This window comes from Cohnella cholangitidis (assembly GCF_014107495.1).
GTDB lineage: Bacteria > Bacillota > Bacilli > Paenibacillales > Paenibacillaceae > Cohnella > Cohnella cholangitidis.
In genome coordinates this window covers 2,920,913-2,938,366 of sequence record NZ_CP041969.1, presented here as the reverse complement: position 1 = coordinate 2,938,366, position 17,454 = coordinate 2,920,913, and the positions used below count along the sequence as shown (strand labels likewise).

Sequence of the window (17,454 nt, the reverse complement as noted above, 5' to 3'; positions counted from 1 at the left end):
CATGAGAGCAATACGTCCGCATACGCTCGCGGCAGTCGTCGTTGTTCTTTTCGGCATCGTCCTGTTCTATACGGGCACCGACGGGTTTACCGCCTATACGGCTGAATCCGCAAGGGTGAATCGATTGGTCAAGAGCCAGCCTTCATTTCCAGAGGCGACGCTCGAAGACAGCAAGGGGCGCAGCTATTCCATCTCGGAGTTCGCGGGCAAATATACGTTTATCACGTTCTTTTACTCGTCCTGCCCTACGGTATGCGTCGAATTGGAACAGAATATGGCCGAAGTGTACGATCGAATTCCCGATTCCCGTCGGGGCAGGGATATTGTTTTTTTAAGCATCAGCTTCGACCCTGCAAGAGACGATCCGGCGAGGTTGGAAGAGTATAGGACGTTCTTCGATAGCGACGGCGAAACCTGGCGAATGGCGAGGATCAATAACCGGCTCGAACTAGACCGATTATTGAACGAATTCGGCGTTACGGTCATTCCCGACGGGAACGGAGGGTTCGCCCACAATTCCGCCTTTTATTTGGTCGATCCGCGCGGAAAATTAATCGATGTGATGGACTATGAGGCGACGGTTGAAGCCTCGGAAAAAGTTATGCGATTACTGGGACAGGGAGCAGGGGGGAGCTAGGATGAAACAATCGGCGTATGGCCTCGTGCTGTTTATTTTTATGGCGCTTCCTCCCGTTGCCCGCGTAATGGAATCGATCATGATCGTGCATATGCATATGCAGATGCCTCTGCTGGCGATTTCCGGATTCATGATGGCGCGCTATTTTCAGATCCGTTTTCCCCGGTTTTTCGAGAAATGGAACGGCAACGGAATACCCGGCATGCTACTATTCGCGATCATCGGCATCTATTGGATGCTGCCTCGGGCGATGGACGATTCTTTGGAGTCGTTCGATGTAGAGCTGTTCAAGTTTATCAGCTTGTCCTTGCTCGCGGGAGTGCCGTTAAGAGATAGTTGGGGCAAAGTCTCTTACGCGGTCAAATGCGCCTTATTCGCAGGCTTCACGTTGATTTTTATCGGAATGGGGTTGTTGTATACGATCGCTCCCGTGCAACTGTGCAACAACTATTTATTAATCGAGCAGATTACGCTGGGCTGGGGGTTTCTGACGACGGCGATCTGCATGGTCGTCTACATGATTTATCATGCTGTTACTCGCCATTCGGCGTACGAGTGATCGTCAGTTGATTGCGGAAATTCGAAAAGGGCATTATCATCGGGCGTTCCTTAGCGGGACGTGCCCCTGGTAATGCCTTTTTCCTTTTCTATGGTGGATTTAGCCCTAAGTATATTTACAGACTGGACCTAAGACCATTTTATGGAAAATAAGAGATTGATATAATCATCGACATTAACAAAGAAAATCGATTAATAAGGCGGAGGAGAGAACCGGATGGCAAGGAAACGTACGGCGGCTTATTTGCTGGCGATGACTCTGGCATTAAGCGCCCCAATGATGAGCGTAGCATTGGTCAAACCTGCTGAAGCGGCTACGCAGACGGACTCTCAAGAAACGGTGAGCTTCTTGAATGGGTTTTTCGCAAGGGAAGAAGTTAAGAAGCAGGCGGGAGCAGTGGCCGTAACCGTCGTAAAGAACGGACAAGTCGTCGCGGATAGGGCGTACGGATTACGGGTCGGAGCGGGAGCTGACGAAGCAAGAGATGGCCGCGATCATGTATTTGCTCTTATTGCCCGAGGTGTCATTGCTGCAATAGAACCGCGAAGGAATTGAAATCGCTCTTCGGCTAAGGTGGAGTTTCCATCTAAGCCGAAGGGCGATTTGCGATTTGCGGCAGAACGCCGCAACACGACCGCAAGGCTTAATGACGCTCCGTCTCCGGTCTAGGATCAAAAACGTTCTCAAGACCATTTTTTCAGGCATGGGAACAAATTACAATCATACCCGTAGCCTTCAAACTGACAAGGATAGCGGAGAAAAAATAGAGAAGCGGAGAGAGTGCGAATGAAGTTTTTTACGAATTTTTCGTTGAGGAATCCGGTGGCGATCGTTCTGCTGGTCATCCTGATCGCGGTTGGCGGAGTATATTCCACCATGCAGTTCAAGCAAGAGCAGCAGCCGGAAATCGCGTTCCCGGGCATCATGGTATCGGCGGTATATCCGGGCGCGGCGCCGAACGAAGTCATGAACGACGTGACGTTGCCGCTGGAGAAAGCGCTAAGGAACGTGGAAGGCGTGAAGAACGTCACATCGCAGTCCGCGAATAGCGTGTCGATGATGCAATTGGAGTTTAACTTCAACGACGATATGAAGAAGAAACAAGAGGTCGTCAAGCAAGCTATCGACGACGTACGGCTTCCCGCTGAAGTAGAGAAGCCGAAGGTTATGTACTTCTCGACGACTAACCAGCCGATCATGTATACGACTACGACCGCCAGAGAGGGAGTATCGCCGGATGAGTTCAACGAGATCGTCAAAACCTCGATAATCCCGGAGCTGCAAGCGATCGAGGGTGTCAACGAAGTGCAGGATATCGGGATGAAAGACAACGGGGTATACATTAGGCTCGATGCTTCGATGATGGCCGAAAAGGGAATTTCCTATGATCAAGTGATGGGCGCCCTGCAAGCTAATAATCTGAGCGTTCCGCTTGGAGAGACGACGTTGGACGGCAGCACGCTTCCCGTATTCGTGGAAGGCGATCTGAGGTCGATCGAACAGCTGAAGGAATGGAGCCTAACGCCGCGGCGACGTTAAGCTGACGGATATCGCGCAAATCGAGCAAGGGAAAGACCTTAGCGTGATCAGCTTGACGAACGGCTTGCCGAGCATCACCCTCAACATCGTGAAGTCCGGTACGGCCAACACGGTGGAAGTATCCAATAAAGTTCTTGAAGTATATGAAGAAGCGGAAAAGGCAGGCAAGATCGACGCTTTGGTTATGTACAACCGCGCTACGGACGTTAAAGAATCCGTAAATACGCTCGCTCGCGAAGGGGCGCTTGGCGCGCTGTTCGCTTCGATCTTGATTCTGTTCTTCCTGCGGAACTTCAGGGCGACGTTGATCGCGATCGTATCCATTCCTTTGTCCATGCTCATCGCGATGATCTGCTTGAAGACTTTTACTGACGTCACGCTGAACATCATGACGCTCGGCGGGTTGGCGGTAGCGACCGGGCGTGTAGTAGACGACAGCATCGTCGTCATCGAGAATATCGTAAGGCGCATGAGAGGCGAGAAAATAAATAAAGATTTGATCTTATCGGGAACGATGGAAGTTGCCCGCGCGATTACGTCTTCGACGCTCACGACCGTCGCTGTGTTCGCCCCGTTAGGATTGCTGCAGGGAATGATCGGCGGGTATTTCCGCCCGTTCGCCCTGACTGTCGGCTTCGCCTTGTTGTCTTCCTTATTAGTGGCGCTAACCGTAGTTCCTCTGATGGCTTGGGTGTTGATGAGGAATGCCAAGTTGAAAGAAGACAAGGAATCCGCCATGAGCCGCGGGTACAAACGCGTGCTTGGCTGGTCGCTTGGACATAAGACGATCGTCATTATTGTCGCAGTGCTGTTGTTCGTCGGAAGCCTTGTTCCGATCTTCGCCGGCAAAGTCGGGGTCGTCTTGCTTCCGCAAACGGATTACAAGTATATGTTCGCGGATCTGACTATGCCTAAGGGAACTGCCATCGACGTGGTGAAAAAAGAATCGGAGCGGCTGGACGCCATTATTCGCGGGCACAAGGACGTCGAGAATACGAATGTCACCGTAGGCGGAGGTTTCGGCGGCGAAGGCTCGTCTAACGGAGCGCAGTGGTTTATCGGGCTTCGCTCTGAAGCGGATCTGGATCAGTTCGTCGATGAGATCAGTCCGCAGGTTCAAGTTCCGGACGGCACGAAGTTCAGCTTGATGAAAGACGACATGACCGGCGGAGGAAGCGTCGCGATTACGGTGACCGGCTCCACGGCAAGCGACATTCGCGCTGCGACCGAGCAAATCACCGCGACGGTTAGCGGTCTGCAAGGAATCGATAACGTCAACAACAATCTGCAGGACGGCACGAAAGGAATCGCGATTCAAGTCCGCAAGAACGATGCTTCGAAATACGGACTTTCCGCCGCTCAAGCCGGGATGATCCTGCGGCCGTTCCTGACGGAAGCCAATGCGGGACGTATCGGGGACGGATCTGTCGCGAGCGATCTATATCTGTCGTTGAATGGCGTATCCGTCGCCTCCGTAGAGGATATCGCCCGATTGAAGCTGCATACGCCGCTAGGCACGGATGTTCAGGTGAAGGACATTGCCGATGTCCAAATGAAGCAGCTTCCCAGCACGTTGCAGTACAAGAACGGATCGGAATTCGCCACGGTATCGGCGACGATTACGGATAAGAACGTGGGCAAAGTGAATCAGGAACTGGAAAAGGCATTAGAAGGCTTAACCTTGCCGACAGGCGTGGAATACTCGCTCGGAGGAAGCAACGAAGATATCCAACAGATGATGAGCGACATGATGATGGCGATGCTGGTCGCCGTCGGAGTGGTGTACATCGTCATGGTTGTCGCATTCCGAGAAGGAAGGGCTCCTCTCGCCGTGTTGTTCTCCTTGCCGTTTGCATTGATCGGCGGATTAACCGGTACTATGGCTGCGGGCGAACCGATATCCGTCTCCAGCATGATCGGGTTCCTGATGTTGATCGGAATCGTCGTCACGAACGCGATCGTATTGATCGAGCGCGTACAGCAGCAGATCGAGCACGGGCTCACGATCCGCGATGCGCTCATCGAAGCGGGCGGAACAAGGCTGCGGCCGATTCTGATGACCGCGATCGCCACGATCTGCGCCTTGATTCCGCTTGCTATCGGCTTAGGCGGAGGAAGCATCATCTCGAGCGGGCTGGCTGTCGTCGTCATCGGCGGGCTCACGAGCTCTACGCTGTTAACGCTGGTCGTTGTACCGGTCATGTATGAATTGCTATACTTCAGGCGCTCCCGCAAGGAACGGAAAGCTCAGGTTCAAGTTCGGGCGGAAGCTGCGGCTTAAACGGAAAAAAATGTTACTGCTTAGGTCTCTAAGGCGCGTCTTGGAGCGAGTTGGTCGATAAAACCGACTAAATCCACCCCGAAGGACCTTCTCGAAAGCGAGTTAGTCGACCAAGCCGACCGACACGGTTGTACTAAGTCGAGGAGACCTGCGTAGTAATAGATAAAACACACCCCTATTCGAGATCATAGGCAGTTCCAGTCGGATTTGGAGCTTCCTTTGGTCGCGCGCAGGGGTGTTTTTAATAGACAGGAATGATTACTGAGAGGTTTGCCCATACTAAACCTATGAAACCTTTTAACAGGAGGTACCGGGATGTTTAAGTGGGTAAGCTGGGTCATCCGGATGGGAGCGACAGCGTTGCTGCTCAGCTTCTTGTGCATATGGACGACGGGTTATATCGTTAACAGCTACATGGAATCGGTTATTAAGCAGCTAGATTTGCCGCTAGATATTCAACCGATAGCGTTATCGGGCGTGTGGGGGACATTATGGGGAGCGGATAAGACGCCGAAGAAGGAAGAACAAGCCGAAGCTAGTAAACCGCCAATAGAGCAGCATACGCCGGATCCCTCGCAATCTCAATCGAACGGCGTGCAGAACAGCGAGTCGCCCTCTAACGAGATATCCGAGGAGGGGGGGCAGGACATTCACCCGGACGACGACCAAGCCGTCGCGCCGGAGGTCGATGCGAGCCCAAGCCCGGGACCGGAGCCGGACAGCAACGGGGGAGAGGAAGGTACCGTTCCCGCGTTTAACGGTGAAGCCGCCATCGGACAATTGACCGACTCGGAAAGACGGGAATTGTATGCGATGGTCGTGTCCAAGCTGAGCCAGGAACAGTTAAAGCAGTTATCGGACTCCTTGCAAGGGGGGCTATCGCCGGAAGAGTTGACGGCAGTCGAGGGTATGCTTAAAGCCTCCTTATCCGAACAAGAATATTCTCAAATGATGGAATTGCTTCAAGGGACCGAAAACCCGGAAAAAGGAGCTTCCCAAAGCGAATAAAACGTTTACATTAACATAAGCCGCCGGGCAAGTAAACCGGTGGCTCTTTCCATTTTTCATAATTCTAATGAGCCCAAAAGGTTGATAGTCTTGACGGACCTATGCTAAAGTGAGGTACACGCTTCTGCCAAAACCGGGAAATAGAATACCGAGAGCAAGGGAAAAGGAGAAGATCATGGCCGTTTTCAGGGGAATGGATCGGATCCGGAAAATGATTACCGCAACGCGGCAAACCTTCCGGCAAGTTCGGTTCAAGCAATTGAAAGGGAAGACTCAATCCGATAATCCGACGCAGCCTATTCTTAGCAATCTATTTCAAAATTATCGCCAGCCTCTCGTCATAACCGCGTGCGGAATCGCCGCAGTAGTCGCAGTAGGAATCGGCGGACATAAATATGTGCAAGCCCATAGCGTTGAATACTATAACGTGATGATAGCCGGACAACCGGTAGGAGAGATCAGCAGCGAGGAGAAAGTCGAGCAATTTCTTGCGGCCAAAGCTGCCGAACTCGAGAACGCGGACACCCCCGTACGCCAGGTGTTGAACGACGGTCAGGTCACCTTTACGGCTGAAAGGGCTTACAAGAAGAAAACCGACGACGAAGCGACGCTGACTCGTCTCGAAGGCATGCTCCAAACTCACCCGATCGGCGTCAAACTGATTATCGATGGCGAGGAAGTGGGCATCGTCAGGGATGAATTAACGGCCAAGAAGCTGCTGCAGCGGGTGAAGAATAAGTACGCGCCGGCAAGATTGGTCGCCAACAAAGCCGCGACCGAAGTGCAGTCCTTGTCCTTTAAGACGACTGCGACCGCGACGACTGCCGCCGCTAACGAAGATAAGCCGCAACGTACGATTACATCGGTCAGCTTCGTGGAGAAAGTCGAGATGGAGACGACGGATATCGGCGAAGCGAAGCTGTCGGATCCGGATGAGCTGTTCGCCTCGCTAACGGAGGGAGAACCGATCCCGAGGAAGTATACGGTGAAGGAAGGCGATTGCATAGGATGCATTGCCTCGAAGCTCGATATTAGCGAAGAATTGATCTACCAGAATAACAAGTGGATCAAGAACGACAGCATACGCATCGGTGACGTCTTGGACTTGTCCGAGGAAGAGCCGCCGATCCTGAACGTGAACTCCGAGGAGCAAGTGACGGAGATCGAAGTCATCGAACCGCCGATCCAATACCAGAAGAACGATTCTATGAAGCTAGGCCAACAGAAGGTGCTGCGCGAGGGTTCGGAAGGCAAGCAGCAGGTCACGTACCGTTTGATTAAGCGCAACGGTTCGCTGATCGAGGAAGAGCAGATCGCCAAGAAGGTGTTAGTGGCTCCCGTCACTACCATCATTCTTAAAGGAACCAAGGTCATTCGCGGCGAAGGCTCCGGGAAGTTCGCTTGGCCGGTTCTAGGGGCTCGCATTACGAGCTACCAAGGTTCGAGATGGGGCCGGATGCACAACGGCATCGACATCATCGGCAAGAAAAATATTTTAGCCGCGGACGAAGGCGTTATCGAATTTGCCGGCTATAAGTCGGGCGGATTAGGGAACGCAGTTATTATTAACCATAATAATGGATTCAAAACCATTTACGGTCATATGAAGAGCGTTGGAGTTAAGAAAGGCCAGATCGTCGAGAAGGGCGATGTCATCGGCATTATGGGCAGCACGGGACGGTCGACCGGCACCCATCTCCACTTCGAAGTGCATTTGAACGGCAAGCTTAAGAATCCGACTAGCTATTTATAGCGCTAATATGCAAGCTTTCCCGCGGGACCTAACGGACCCGGGAAAGCTTTTTTATATGTACCGAAAGAGTAAAGCATTTTGGCAGGAAGGCTCGTTTGGATAGGAATAGCGGCATGGCGTGCCGTTAACTGAAAGGATGGCCGCGATATTGCTGGGTAAATCCCATGAAACGCCATTGGGGTCTCGTCCGCATTATGGTAAGATAGCTATAGATTAGCTTCCGAGAAAAGGGAGGCGGAGACGCATATGTTAGGCAAGATACTGGTCGTCGACGATGAGCGGCCGATAGCGGATATTTTGAAGTTTAATTTAGAAAAAGAAGGCTATGAGGTCGTGTGCGCATTCGATGGCGAGGCGGCCGTTCGGCTTGCTTTCGAGGAAGAGCCGGATCTGATCCTGCTTGATCTGATGCTCCCAATCAAAGATGGCATGGATGTGTGCCGCGAAGTGCGGACGCGGTTGTCCACGCCTATTATTATGTTAACGGCCAAAGATAACGAAATCGATAAGGTGCTAGGGCTAGAGCTCGGCGCGGACGATTACGTGACCAAGCCGTTCGGCACGCGGGAGCTGTTGGCCCGGGTTAAGGCCCATCTGCGCCGTCAACGCAAAGTAGAGCCTGCTCGCGCGGACGATGAACCGCAGCCGGAAGCGGAACGCCAAGGCTTAAAACTATTCAATCTCTTCATCGATACCGACATGTATGTCGTCTATAAGAACAACCAACCGCTCGATCTCACCCACCGGGAATTCGAGCTTGTCCATTACTTGGCCAAGAATAGCGGCAAAGTCATGACCCGCGAGCATTTGCTGCAAGCGGTATGGGGATTCGAATATTTCGGAGACGTGAGAACGGTCGACGTGACGATTCGCCGGCTTAGGGAGAAGCTGGAGGATGATCCTAGCCGACCGGAGATCATCATGACGAGACGCGGCCTCGGTTATTTGGTGCGCAATCCGAAGATGACTGGCGGTCACTACGGATGAGAGGCGTCCGCTTGTTCCGCAGCATTCAGATTAAGTTGATTATGATGGTGCTGTTGCTCATCCTGATCGCGGTTCAATTGATCGGAGTATACTTCATCAGTACGATGAAGAACTCGCTAATCAACTCCTTCTCGACCAACTTGAACGGGCAAGCGAATCTCTTGACCAATTTCCTGTCCGAGACGAACTTGTTCTCGGACAATAAGGACACGAACGCCCAAGCGGGAACCGAGACGACGATAAGCTCTCTTATCCGCAGCTTCGATACGATCAGCGGCGCTCAGATTCAAGTGCTCGATGCTGGAGGCAAGGTGCTTGCTACCTCTAAGACTTCGCAACAGTCTTATGTGGGCCGCAAGAATACGTCCTTGCTCGTCAGCCGGGCGCTTCAGGGCGTTCGGGACAACGAAGAGGAAATCATAGACGAGGACAACTCTCGCAGCAAGGTCATTGCCAAACCGGTGTTCAGCAACGGCAAGATCGTAGGAGCCATCTATATCGTCGCCTCCATGAAAGAACTGTACCAGACGATGGAGGGCATTAACCGAATATTCGTATCGGCGACATTAATCGCTCTGGGGTTAACGGCCGTTCTCGGCGTCTTGCTTGCGGGCACGATAACGTCTCCGATCAAGGCGCTAACCCGCCAGGCCGCCGCCGTGGCGGAGGGCAGATTCGACGAACGGGTTCCCGTATTCGGGAAGGATGAGATAGGCCAGCTTAGCGTTGCCTTCAACGATATGACCGACCGTCTGAGCGATGCGCTGTCCATTAACGAAGAAGAGAAAGAGAAGCTGGCTTCGATTCTCTCCAACATGAGCGATGGCGTCTTGGCAACCGACGAGCTGGGGCGGGTTATCGTAACGAACCGGAGAGCCAGAGGGATGTTAGGATTCAAGGAGCTGGAGGACGGAATCACGCTGTCGGAAGCGTTAGGCATCGAGAAAGCTCCTATCGCGGAAACCCTCGAGGGCAAAGAATCCGCTCTGCTGCTTAACCGGGTTGACGATCAGGATGAAGATCTGGTGTTCCGGGTCACGTTGACTCCGATCCGCCGGAGAGACAAAGGAGTAGCCGGAGCGATCGCGGTTCTCCAAGACGTTACGGAGATGGAGAAGCTGGAGCAATCGAGGAGGGAGTTCGTCGCTAACGTCTCCCACGAATTAAGGACGCCGCTCACGACTATTAAGAGTTACGCGGAAGCTCTGGATGACGGGGCTCTCGAAGAACCTCCTCTTGCCGATCGTTTCGTTGGCGTTATTCGCAGCGAGACGGAAAGGATGATCAGGCTCGTTACCGATCTTCTGCACCTGTCCCGGTTCGATTCGAGGCGCAATCAACTGCGCCGGCAGAAGACGGACTTGGCGGAGATGCTCGAGGAGGTCGTGGACCGCTTTTCCTTCCAGCTGCGCCAGAAAGCCATTACCGTATCGGTTAAAGTAGAGAACAAGCAGAAGACGGCTTGGTTGGATCGGGACGGAATCGACCAGGTGCTGGATAACCTCGTATCGAACGCGATCAAGTATACGCTCGATGGAGGCTCGATCGATATTTCCGCGAAGAACAACGAAGCGGGGCAATTGGCGATCGCCATTAAAGATACCGGAATCGGCATTCCGAAGAAGGATTTGAACCGTATTTTCGAACGGTTCTACAGGGTAGATAAGGCGCGTTCCCGGAACATGGGCGGCACGGGGCTCGGATTATCGATTGCCCGGGAAATCGTAAGGGCTCATGGCGGTTCGATTACGATAGAATCGGAATCGAACGTCGGTACCGTCGTAACGGTACTGCTGCCGATTATGCCGGAAGGAAGTGATCCCGCATGATCGAGAAAGGCAAATCGGTGCTCTTGTTCTTGCTAGTCGCCCTAAGCCTTCTTCAAAGCTACTTTCTTGCCTATAGCAAGCCGTATATGGAAGCGAAAGTGAAGACCGAGCTAGACTACGTCAAGACAGAGCCGCTTGGCGAGGAAGAGAAGGTGGAGAACCTGATCTTCCCGGAAATGATGGTGCTCCATCTGGGGAACGATAAACATACGGTGTTCTATCCGAGCACGCGTCCCTATTACGAATTAATACTGACCAAGTTGAAAAGCCGCGAATTCAAAGGGATGCAACGAGCTTCCGTGACTTCCGTCGACTGGGAGCAGATCAGGCAAGAGTACCAAGGGGTGGAGCTGCGGTTCGGTCGTCCGATGCCGTTCGAGCTGCTGCAGAAGGAGAAGGTTTTCAAGATAGACAGCGACTTCCTATTCTTCGGCGATTCCATCGATCGGATCTGGATCTATACGAACAAAGCCCGCGAAGAAGTGCGAACGTTCTTCTTCAGCTCGGACGGCCGTTACGTCTATGAAGCTCAACGCGCGGATCTGACGATCGGGGACGTTGAAGGCTATGTGGGCTTCGGACAGTATTGGGATCCTTATTCGACCGAGGACGGTAATCTCTATCTTCCCGACAAACCGATTACAAGGCTGCTCGAGATGGATGTCGCGTTCGACCGGTACACGACAGAGCAGATGGTGGACAATCTATTCTTCGATCCGGGAAGCACGAAGACGATTCAAGACAGCAAGACGGGACCGCAGTTCTATACGGACGGCAAAATCGGGCTTAAAGTAGAGCAAGACGGGACGTGGCTCTCTTATACGAATACCGTAGCGCCAACGGACGGAGAGAGCGAGCTGGTCGACAACGTCATGGCTGCGATCAGCTTCGTGAACCAGCACGGCGGCTGGAACGGGAAACATCAATTCGTTAAGGAAACGGATTCGGAGGCGGGCAGCGGGGTCATCCGGTTCCGGCAATATTACAGGGATGTGCCCGTCGTATCAAGCAACGCCATTAACTTCGGGTTCATGCAGCTAACGTTGCAGCAGGGGGGGATATCCTCCTATAACAGGTCTATGGTCATTCTGGGCAAAGAAGTGACGAATAAGAGCAGCAGGCAGCTTCCCGGAGGCAATTCGTTGCGGGTGATCCTTAATAATATAGGTTCGAACGGGCGAAATATCGAGGCTCTGTTCCCGGCATACCGACCTGTATTTAAGAAGGACACGGTGTCGCTAAGCCCGGTCTGGGCGGCGAGGCTGTTCAACGGCGAGGTTATCATCGTGTCGGATTCAGGCCCGGTCATCGCCAAATAGTCAAGGCTGCAGCATAACAAGTTAGGAAGGAGGCGCGGGATGGACTGGAGACGAGCGAAAAGCGTGCTGATCGTTTCTTTTCTCATGTTGAACATCGTGCTCGGTTATCAACTGTGGACAGAGTGGCGGGAGAGGTTGAACACGGCCGTAGACTGGACATCCCTCCCTCCGGAAACATTGCAGGCCATGCGCGAGAAGAATATTCAGGTGGATGACAATGCGAAAATTCCGACCGAAACGCCGACCATGAGGGAACTGACGTATACGTTTAAGCAACGAGCGGGGGAAGGAATAAGCGATCGTACCGAGATTACCCCGTCCCCGGAAACGAGATTCGTCTTTTCCGAAGACGAGCTTGTTAGCGCGCTTGGGGGGAAAATCCCGGAGCTGGGCAGTTATACGTTGGACCAGCCGGCCAGTCGCGAAGGAGTATACTTCGTCTTTAATCGGATGGAGAGCGGGTGGCCTATGTTCGATATCCATCTGAATTTGTTTCATAGCGAGCAGAAAATAAGAGCGTATTCCCAAGATCTCATCGAGATCAAACCTTCCGCCGGAGCGAAGGAACAGCAAGTGCTGTCCGCCTCGAAGGCGTTAGCTAAGGTCATAGAGAGAAACTTGCCTGTCGGTTCGGTGATCAAGGAAATTCGTTTAGGGTACCATGGGGAAATTTTCGACGACGCGGAAGCCCAAGTTTCGACGCCCTCGTGGAGGGTTTTGCTAGAAAATGGCGAAGAAGTGTACTACGTGAATGCGATCAGCGCCGAGGTGACGACAGAGAAAGGCGATGTTCTCGCAAACCCTTAGGGGGAACACGCTTGGGAGAGGAATAGGAAGCAATCATGGGACTTCGATTCACGGTATTGTCCAGCGGATCGACCGGCAACGCGACCGTCGTATCTACGGATTCGGCCAGCGTGCTTATTGATGCCGGTCTAAGCGGCAAGAAAATAGAAGAGTTAATGAGAGAAAGAGAGATTACCGGCCAGGAACTCGACGCGATCTTCGTGACTCACGAGCATTCCGATCATATTAAGGGATTGGGCGCTTTCGCTCGCAAACATCAGCTTCCCATCTATGCGAACGAGAAAACTTGGGGCGCGATGGTGCGGACGATCGGCGAAATTCCCGATGAACAACGCAAAATCATGCCTACCGACAGCGTGTTGGAGATCGCCGATCTGCGAATCGAATCGTATGCGATATCGCATGATGCGGTTGAGCCGGTCGGTTACTGTTTTCAGTCGGATGGGGCGAAGCTGAGTCTGGCGACGGATCTTGGCTACGTGAGCGATAAGGTCATGCGCCAGCTGCAAAACTCCGACGTGATGGTGCTGGAATCCAACCACGATATCGATATGTTGAGAATGGGCCGTTATCCATGGAACATTAAGCGGCGTATCTTGGGCGATACCGGCCATCTTTCCAACGAAGCTGCCGGAGAAGCGTTATGCAGGTTGCTCACGGGCAGCTTGAGAAGAGTTTATTTGGCGCACTTAAGCCAAGAGCATAACCTGATGGATTTAGCCAAACTAACCGTGAATACAGTATTAGAAGACAACGGTTACTTCTACCATAAGGATGAATTCGCTCTATGCGATACTTATTACGACCGGCCGACCGAATGGGATTTCGTTAAAAGCAGATGAGAATTTTATAACAGAAGCTGACGATCGAGATCGGCTTCCATCTGCGCCGCCTTTTCCCTGATTTCGTCCGGAGTTAGGAGGCCCTTCTCGACAAGCAGCTCGATTAAGGTACTGATAGCAAGGAGCTGCCTGTAATGGTCGTTCTTCATATCGGACATCTGGGATGCAAGATCAAGGAAATGCCAGCTAATCTCCGAAGTTTTCATTGGAAATCCTTCCTTTCTTTACATGAGAAATATGAGAGAAATTAACTTGCTTGTCCGTTCTTATTCTATTACTATTCTAGTCAAAACCTTTATAAACATTCCTATTCTTTTGGACGATTAGTATAGAAGATCGATAATTAGAAATGATGATATATTAGGAGTTTAAAAAGTCGGGTTTTCCAGCAGCGGCATGGGGCAACGGATAGTCCCCTAATAGAAGGATGGTGCATGACCATGAGCTTGTTCGATGATGATTTCTACTCCACGCGGGTAAAGAGGCGCTCCCGCAATGCCGGGTACGGGATGGATTCCCGGCCGGTAAGAGGGTACCGCCAAGGGTCAATGTTCCGAGTTGCCTTCATTTCTTCTATTGCCAGTTCACTGTTGGTTGCATTGTTGTTCGTTCTCTTGAACAGCGGAGGCGACGAAAAGCCTGAAGCTAAGCCGGCGCTGGCCGGCGGACAGTCTCTAGTGGAAACTTCGGAACGGATTATTTCCGCATCGGAGAAAGTACGGCCCGCGGTTGTCAGCATCATCAACATGACGAATCAAGCCTTGGAAATGCAGGGAGACATGGACCTGGACGAGGATGAGCTTCCTTATAACGCGAGCATGGGCTCGGGCGTTATTTTCCAGAAGAAAGACGGTAAAGCTTACATTATTACGAATGCGCATGTGATCCAGGATGCCGGGGAAGTGCAAGCGGTTCTGGTTAACGGGGATAAGAAAGACGCAACCATCATCGGCAAAGACATCATCACCGATCTCGCGGTACTGCAAGTGGATGCCGAGGGAATCGATACCGTCGTGGAAATCGGCAATTCCGAGAAATTGCGCGTAGGCGAAATGGTTATTGCCATCGGTAACCCGCTCGGTTTCGGCGATTCGCTGACTCAAGGTATCGTTTCATCGACGAAAAGGATCATTCCGGTATCGATTAACCAAGACGGCAACTACGATTGGGAGCAGGAAGTCATCCAGACGGATGCCGCGATCAATCAAGGGAATAGCGGCGGCGCCTTGGTCGACTTAAACGGTAAACTGGTAGGCATTAATAGCATGAAAGTGGCCGATACGGGAGTTGAAGGTATCGGGTTTGCTATTCCGATCGATCATGCGATGCCGATTGTGAATTCCCTCTTGGATAAAGGCAAGGTTGTTCGCCCATATATGGGGGTATACACTGTAGATTTGGGCTTATACCTGGATAGCCCGCAAGCCCAGGATGATTCCGACGGAGAAGATGGCGAGGAGCCGGCGCAAGGCGAGGGCGAAGAGCTTGAAGTGGCAACGCCCGTCATCCCGGATGGCGTCACGGAAGGCGTTATCGTGCTCGAATCCGTCGGGCCGGCGCTTGATGCGGGACTAGAGTTCAATGATATTATCGTCTCGCTGGACAACAAGGCTATCGAAAGCACGATGGATCTTCGCAAATATTTGTATAACTCCAAAAAAATCGGGGAATCGTTGACAGTAACGTATTACCGCGACGGGAAGAAACACACGGTTGAAGTCGAATTAGAGGAAAAAATAGAAGAACCGGATGAACGCTAAGCCGATTGTTAACGAGGGTAGAAGGGATCTGAACCATGTACTGTGTATGCCGTGAGCATGTCGAGCTCGCGATCGACAAATTCGTAGACGAATACGAGGACGCGCCGGATCTGGTTAATCTAGCATCGACGGAGTTCTCGGCCTGGACTGCCCCCGATCATTGCGAATGGTGCGGAAATAAGGCGGAAGTATTGGTGTTATAAGAGTGAATTGAGACCGCAATCCTTTAAGGGATTGCGGTTTTTTGTGTTGGTTACACGATTTAACATTCCATTCGAGGTCTACCGTCATGACCTCCATCTCCGGACAAAGTCCCGCCCCCAACTCCACAAGACGCTGAGAATGAGCAGGAAAGCGACGGTCAGACCCGTGCAGGTGACGGCAAAAGCGATCCACTGGAAAGCGGAATAACCGGATAGAAAAGACCAGTTAAAGTTACCCTCCAAGTCGTCGATAACCTGGTTCATCCCGTAAATTCCGCTAATGACCGTATAGATGGTTAGAATCGTTAGCAAGTAGCTGAACTGCTTGGACGTACGGGTTTCCTGATACTTGTACAGATCGTTAAGCGTCTGCTTGACGTCGTCGAACAGTTCGTCGTTGCCGTAGACGGAGCGTAGCCGATGGAAGATTTCCCGGCCCTGGGTATGGGCGACGAGCTCCACGAAATAATATTTTGCCGAAAAACACGTAATATCGCGAATTAAGTCTTTGGTATGCTCCTGTTTGCGATCAAGCTGCGCACGAGAGTAAGCGATCGATAACTTCAGCAGGACGATCCGATGAAATAAGTTTAACAATAGTCCATAGTAATATTCCCCGTACATTTGGTTGGCTAGCCTGTTGAAGATATCGGGCTTCTCGCGGGTAAGGCAGATGAAATGGGTCTCGTCGGTTAAATAATACGTGTTAGGCGCCCAGCGATCATACTCGAATTGCTTGCAATATTGCTCCATATAGGGAATATGGCTAGCGCTTACTCTAACGTGCCCATGAGCGTCCAGACCGTCAAGGCGTCCGGCGCGGTAACGATGCAGGAGGGAGATATCGGCATCCTCCGGCAAAGCGCAGAAACCGATGACGAACATTCTCTCGTCCATGAAGAAGGGGAGCTTCTCGAAATGCGCATCCTTCATCGGAGAGTTATCCATGAACGACAGCAAATGGGGAGCGAGAATCCGAAAGACGAAATCCTCCACTTCATCGTACCGGTTGCCGTCATGTTCGATACGGGTATTGAGGTCCAACTTGTTCGAATCTTGAAGATGGCGCATTCGATCTCCGAATTCTAACGCGCGGCTGTAGTAGACTTCCCGATCGGCGGAGTCGATTTCCGCGCGCACCGTAAGAAATCCGGTATCGAATGGACATAGAACGACGTCTACGGAGTGAACCGTGAACCGGATCCGGCTATGCGGAGTCACCAGATCGGCTTGGGTTCCGGATACTTTGGTTAAACGCCGGAACGCTTCAGGATCATTGCCGTTAGGGAACAAGATCCGGGTAGCGAGCGGCAAAAAGTATCTTTCCATGTCCCGATGGGAAACCCGGTTGTCCGGTCCGTAAAATTGATTTTCAAGGGTCAAATCCCCGAGCTCGAACGCAATAAAACGATCGTCTAGCAAGCTATTCCGAAGCCGATTCTGGCAGTCTTGCTCCAATGCGAACGGAAACACTAGCTGAAATACCGCTTTGTTAACCCTATCGTCCTTGCTCCGGTCAAAGATCATGGTCAGCCACCTCGTTCCATTTCAACCCATGATAGGTTTTAATGGTCTATTACCCATTTTGGGAAAAAATATTTTCCAAATCCCCGTTGACAGCATTTGGGGGGCGATGGTAAAGTGACTCATATACTTTGATGAACGGAAAGGAGGGTTACGAGATGAGGAACGGAGATCATAACTTGATTAATCTGCTATTTGGCGGAGTAGAAGTTCGGAATGGACGTAGCCCTCTAGCGAATAACCACTGATAATCCGGAGAATGTTGATTTTCTCAAGATGACAGGGTGAGGCGCATGGTTACGTTGACGTAATCGTGCGCCTTTTTTATCGCTTTCGGCGGCTGAAACGGTCTTGTGGCCGGTTTCTGCTCCGATGGCGGCGAGGGATGGATAGCCATCCTTTGGGG

16 protein-coding genes are annotated in these 17,454 nt (G+C 51.9%); 14 read left to right on the top strand and 2 right to left on the bottom strand.

From position 1 onward, the window contains the following. Position 1 precedes the first annotated feature (1 nt). From FPL14_RS13865 to FPL14_RS13810, 12 genes are all read left to right on the top strand, one after another. Positions 2 to 637, top strand: a complete 636-nt coding sequence (locus FPL14_RS13865) for an SCO family protein (RefSeq protein ID WP_182303550.1) — start codon at positions 2 to 4, stop codon at positions 635 to 637. A gap of 1 nt (position 638) precedes the next feature. Then, positions 639 to 1,196 carry a hypothetical protein gene (locus tag FPL14_RS13860; protein ID WP_182303549.1) on the top strand — a complete coding sequence of 186 codons (558 nt, stop codon included), beginning with the start codon at positions 639 to 641 and terminating at the stop codon, positions 1,194 to 1,196. Between the two features lie 216 nt (positions 1,197 to 1,412). Further along, positions 1,413 to 1,751 (top strand): hypothetical protein, encoded by a 339-nt coding sequence (locus tag FPL14_RS13855; protein ID WP_182303548.1) that lies wholly within the window; start codon positions 1,413 to 1,415, stop codon positions 1,749 to 1,751. A gap of 231 nt (positions 1,752 to 1,982) precedes the next feature. Beyond that, the gene (locus FPL14_RS30335) at positions 1,983 to 2,735 is read left to right on the top strand and encodes an efflux RND transporter permease subunit (RefSeq protein WP_182303547.1); all 753 of its coding nucleotides are present in this window, start codon (positions 1,983 to 1,985) and stop codon (positions 2,733 to 2,735) included. Between the two features lie 43 nt (positions 2,736 to 2,778). Beyond that, complete coding sequence (locus FPL14_RS13845) at positions 2,779 to 5,016, top strand: efflux RND transporter permease subunit (protein ID WP_267875422.1); 2,238 nt, start codon at positions 2,779 to 2,781, stop codon at positions 5,014 to 5,016. 315 nt (positions 5,017 to 5,331) lie between these two features. After that, entirely contained in the window at positions 5,332 to 6,024 is a 693-nt protein-coding gene (locus tag FPL14_RS13840) for a hypothetical protein (protein ID WP_182303546.1), read from the top strand. 175 nt (positions 6,025 to 6,199) lie between these two features. Beyond that, positions 6,200 to 7,777, top strand: coding sequence for a M23 family metallopeptidase (locus tag FPL14_RS13835; RefSeq protein WP_182303545.1), 1,578 nt, complete (start codon positions 6,200 to 6,202; stop codon positions 7,775 to 7,777). A gap of 246 nt (positions 7,778 to 8,023) precedes the next feature. Continuing rightward, positions 8,024 to 8,764 carry a response regulator YycF gene (gene yycF / locus FPL14_RS13830; RefSeq protein WP_182303544.1) on the top strand — a complete coding sequence of 247 codons (741 nt, stop codon included), beginning with the start codon at positions 8,024 to 8,026 and terminating at the stop codon, positions 8,762 to 8,764. Next, positions 8,761 to 10,593, top strand: coding sequence for a cell wall metabolism sensor histidine kinase WalK (gene walK, locus FPL14_RS13825; RefSeq protein ID WP_182303543.1), 1,833 nt, complete (start codon positions 8,761 to 8,763; stop codon positions 10,591 to 10,593). Before yycF ends, walK begins: the two co-directional genes overlap by 4 nt. Further along, positions 10,590 to 11,912 (top strand): two-component system activity regulator YycH, encoded by a 1,323-nt coding sequence (gene yycH, locus FPL14_RS13820; RefSeq protein WP_182303542.1) that lies wholly within the window; start codon positions 10,590 to 10,592, stop codon positions 11,910 to 11,912. Before walK ends, yycH begins: the two co-directional genes overlap by 4 nt. Before the next feature lie 39 nt (positions 11,913 to 11,951). Then, a complete protein-coding gene (yycI, locus tag FPL14_RS13815) occupies positions 11,952 to 12,719 on the top strand; it encodes a two-component system regulatory protein YycI (protein WP_182303541.1) in 768 nt (255 codons plus the stop codon). A 35-nt stretch (positions 12,720 to 12,754) separates the two neighbouring features. After that, on the top strand, positions 12,755 to 13,561 hold the full coding sequence (locus tag FPL14_RS13810) for an MBL fold metallo-hydrolase (RefSeq protein WP_182303540.1): 807 nt from the start codon (positions 12,755 to 12,757) through the stop codon (positions 13,559 to 13,561). A 5-nt stretch (positions 13,562 to 13,566) separates the two neighbouring features. Here the strand turns inward: FPL14_RS13810 and FPL14_RS13805 are convergent, their stop codons facing one another. Further along, on the bottom strand, positions 13,567 to 13,767 hold the full coding sequence (locus tag FPL14_RS13805; protein ID WP_182303539.1) for a hypothetical protein: 201 nt from the start codon (positions 13,765 to 13,767) through the stop codon (positions 13,567 to 13,569). 228 nt (positions 13,768 to 13,995) lie between these two features. Between FPL14_RS13805 and FPL14_RS13800 the strand changes: the two genes are divergently transcribed. Together FPL14_RS13800 and FPL14_RS13795 are read left to right on the top strand one after the other, a co-directional pair. Next, on the top strand, positions 13,996 to 15,321 hold the full coding sequence (locus FPL14_RS13800) for a S1C family serine protease (protein WP_324617913.1): 1,326 nt from the start codon (positions 13,996 to 13,998) through the stop codon (positions 15,319 to 15,321). Between the two features lie 35 nt (positions 15,322 to 15,356). After that, the gene (locus tag FPL14_RS13795) at positions 15,357 to 15,524 is read left to right on the top strand and encodes a CxxH/CxxC protein (protein ID WP_182303538.1); all 168 of its coding nucleotides are present in this window, start codon (positions 15,357 to 15,359) and stop codon (positions 15,522 to 15,524) included. A gap of 84 nt (positions 15,525 to 15,608) precedes the next feature. Here the strand turns inward: FPL14_RS13795 and FPL14_RS13790 are convergent, their stop codons facing one another. Continuing rightward, positions 15,609 to 17,051: a magnesium transporter CorA family protein gene (locus tag FPL14_RS13790; RefSeq protein WP_182303537.1), complete on the bottom strand. Its 1,443-nt coding sequence runs from the start codon at positions 17,049 to 17,051 to the stop codon at positions 15,609 to 15,611. Positions 17,052 to 17,454: the final 403 nt, after the last annotated feature.

Coding starts and splice junctions, on each gene's coding strand:
- FPL14_RS13805 (WP_182303539.1), bottom strand. CDS start 13,767: ATGAAAACTTCGGAGATTAGCTGGCATTTCCTTGATCTTGCATCCCAG.
- FPL14_RS30335 (WP_182303547.1), top strand. CDS start 1,983: ATGAAGTTTTTTACGAATTTTTCGTTGAGGAATCCGGTGGCGATCGTT.
- yycI (WP_182303541.1), top strand. CDS start 11,952: ATGGACTGGAGACGAGCGAAAAGCGTGCTGATCGTTTCTTTTCTCATG.
- FPL14_RS13810 (WP_182303540.1), top strand. CDS start 12,755: ATGGGACTTCGATTCACGGTATTGTCCAGCGGATCGACCGGCAACGCG.
- FPL14_RS13795 (WP_182303538.1), top strand. CDS start 15,357: ATGTACTGTGTATGCCGTGAGCATGTCGAGCTCGCGATCGACAAATTC.
- FPL14_RS13800 (WP_324617913.1), top strand. CDS start 13,996: ATGACCATGAGCTTGTTCGATGATGATTTCTACTCCACGCGGGTAAAG.
- FPL14_RS13865 (WP_182303550.1), top strand. CDS start 2: ATGAGAGCAATACGTCCGCATACGCTCGCGGCAGTCGTCGTTGTTCTT.
- FPL14_RS13855 (WP_182303548.1), top strand. CDS start 1,413: ATGGCAAGGAAACGTACGGCGGCTTATTTGCTGGCGATGACTCTGGCA.
- FPL14_RS13860 (WP_182303549.1), top strand. CDS start 639: ATGAAACAATCGGCGTATGGCCTCGTGCTGTTTATTTTTATGGCGCTT.
- FPL14_RS13840 (WP_182303546.1), top strand. CDS start 5,332: ATGTTTAAGTGGGTAAGCTGGGTCATCCGGATGGGAGCGACAGCGTTG.
- yycH (WP_182303542.1), top strand. CDS start 10,590: ATGATCGAGAAAGGCAAATCGGTGCTCTTGTTCTTGCTAGTCGCCCTA.
- FPL14_RS13790 (WP_182303537.1), bottom strand. CDS start 17,051: ATGATCTTTGACCGGAGCAAGGACGATAGGGTTAACAAAGCGGTATTT.
- yycF (WP_182303544.1), top strand. CDS start 8,024: ATGTTAGGCAAGATACTGGTCGTCGACGATGAGCGGCCGATAGCGGAT.
- walK (WP_182303543.1), top strand. CDS start 8,761: ATGAGAGGCGTCCGCTTGTTCCGCAGCATTCAGATTAAGTTGATTATG.
- FPL14_RS13835 (WP_182303545.1), top strand. CDS start 6,200: ATGGCCGTTTTCAGGGGAATGGATCGGATCCGGAAAATGATTACCGCA.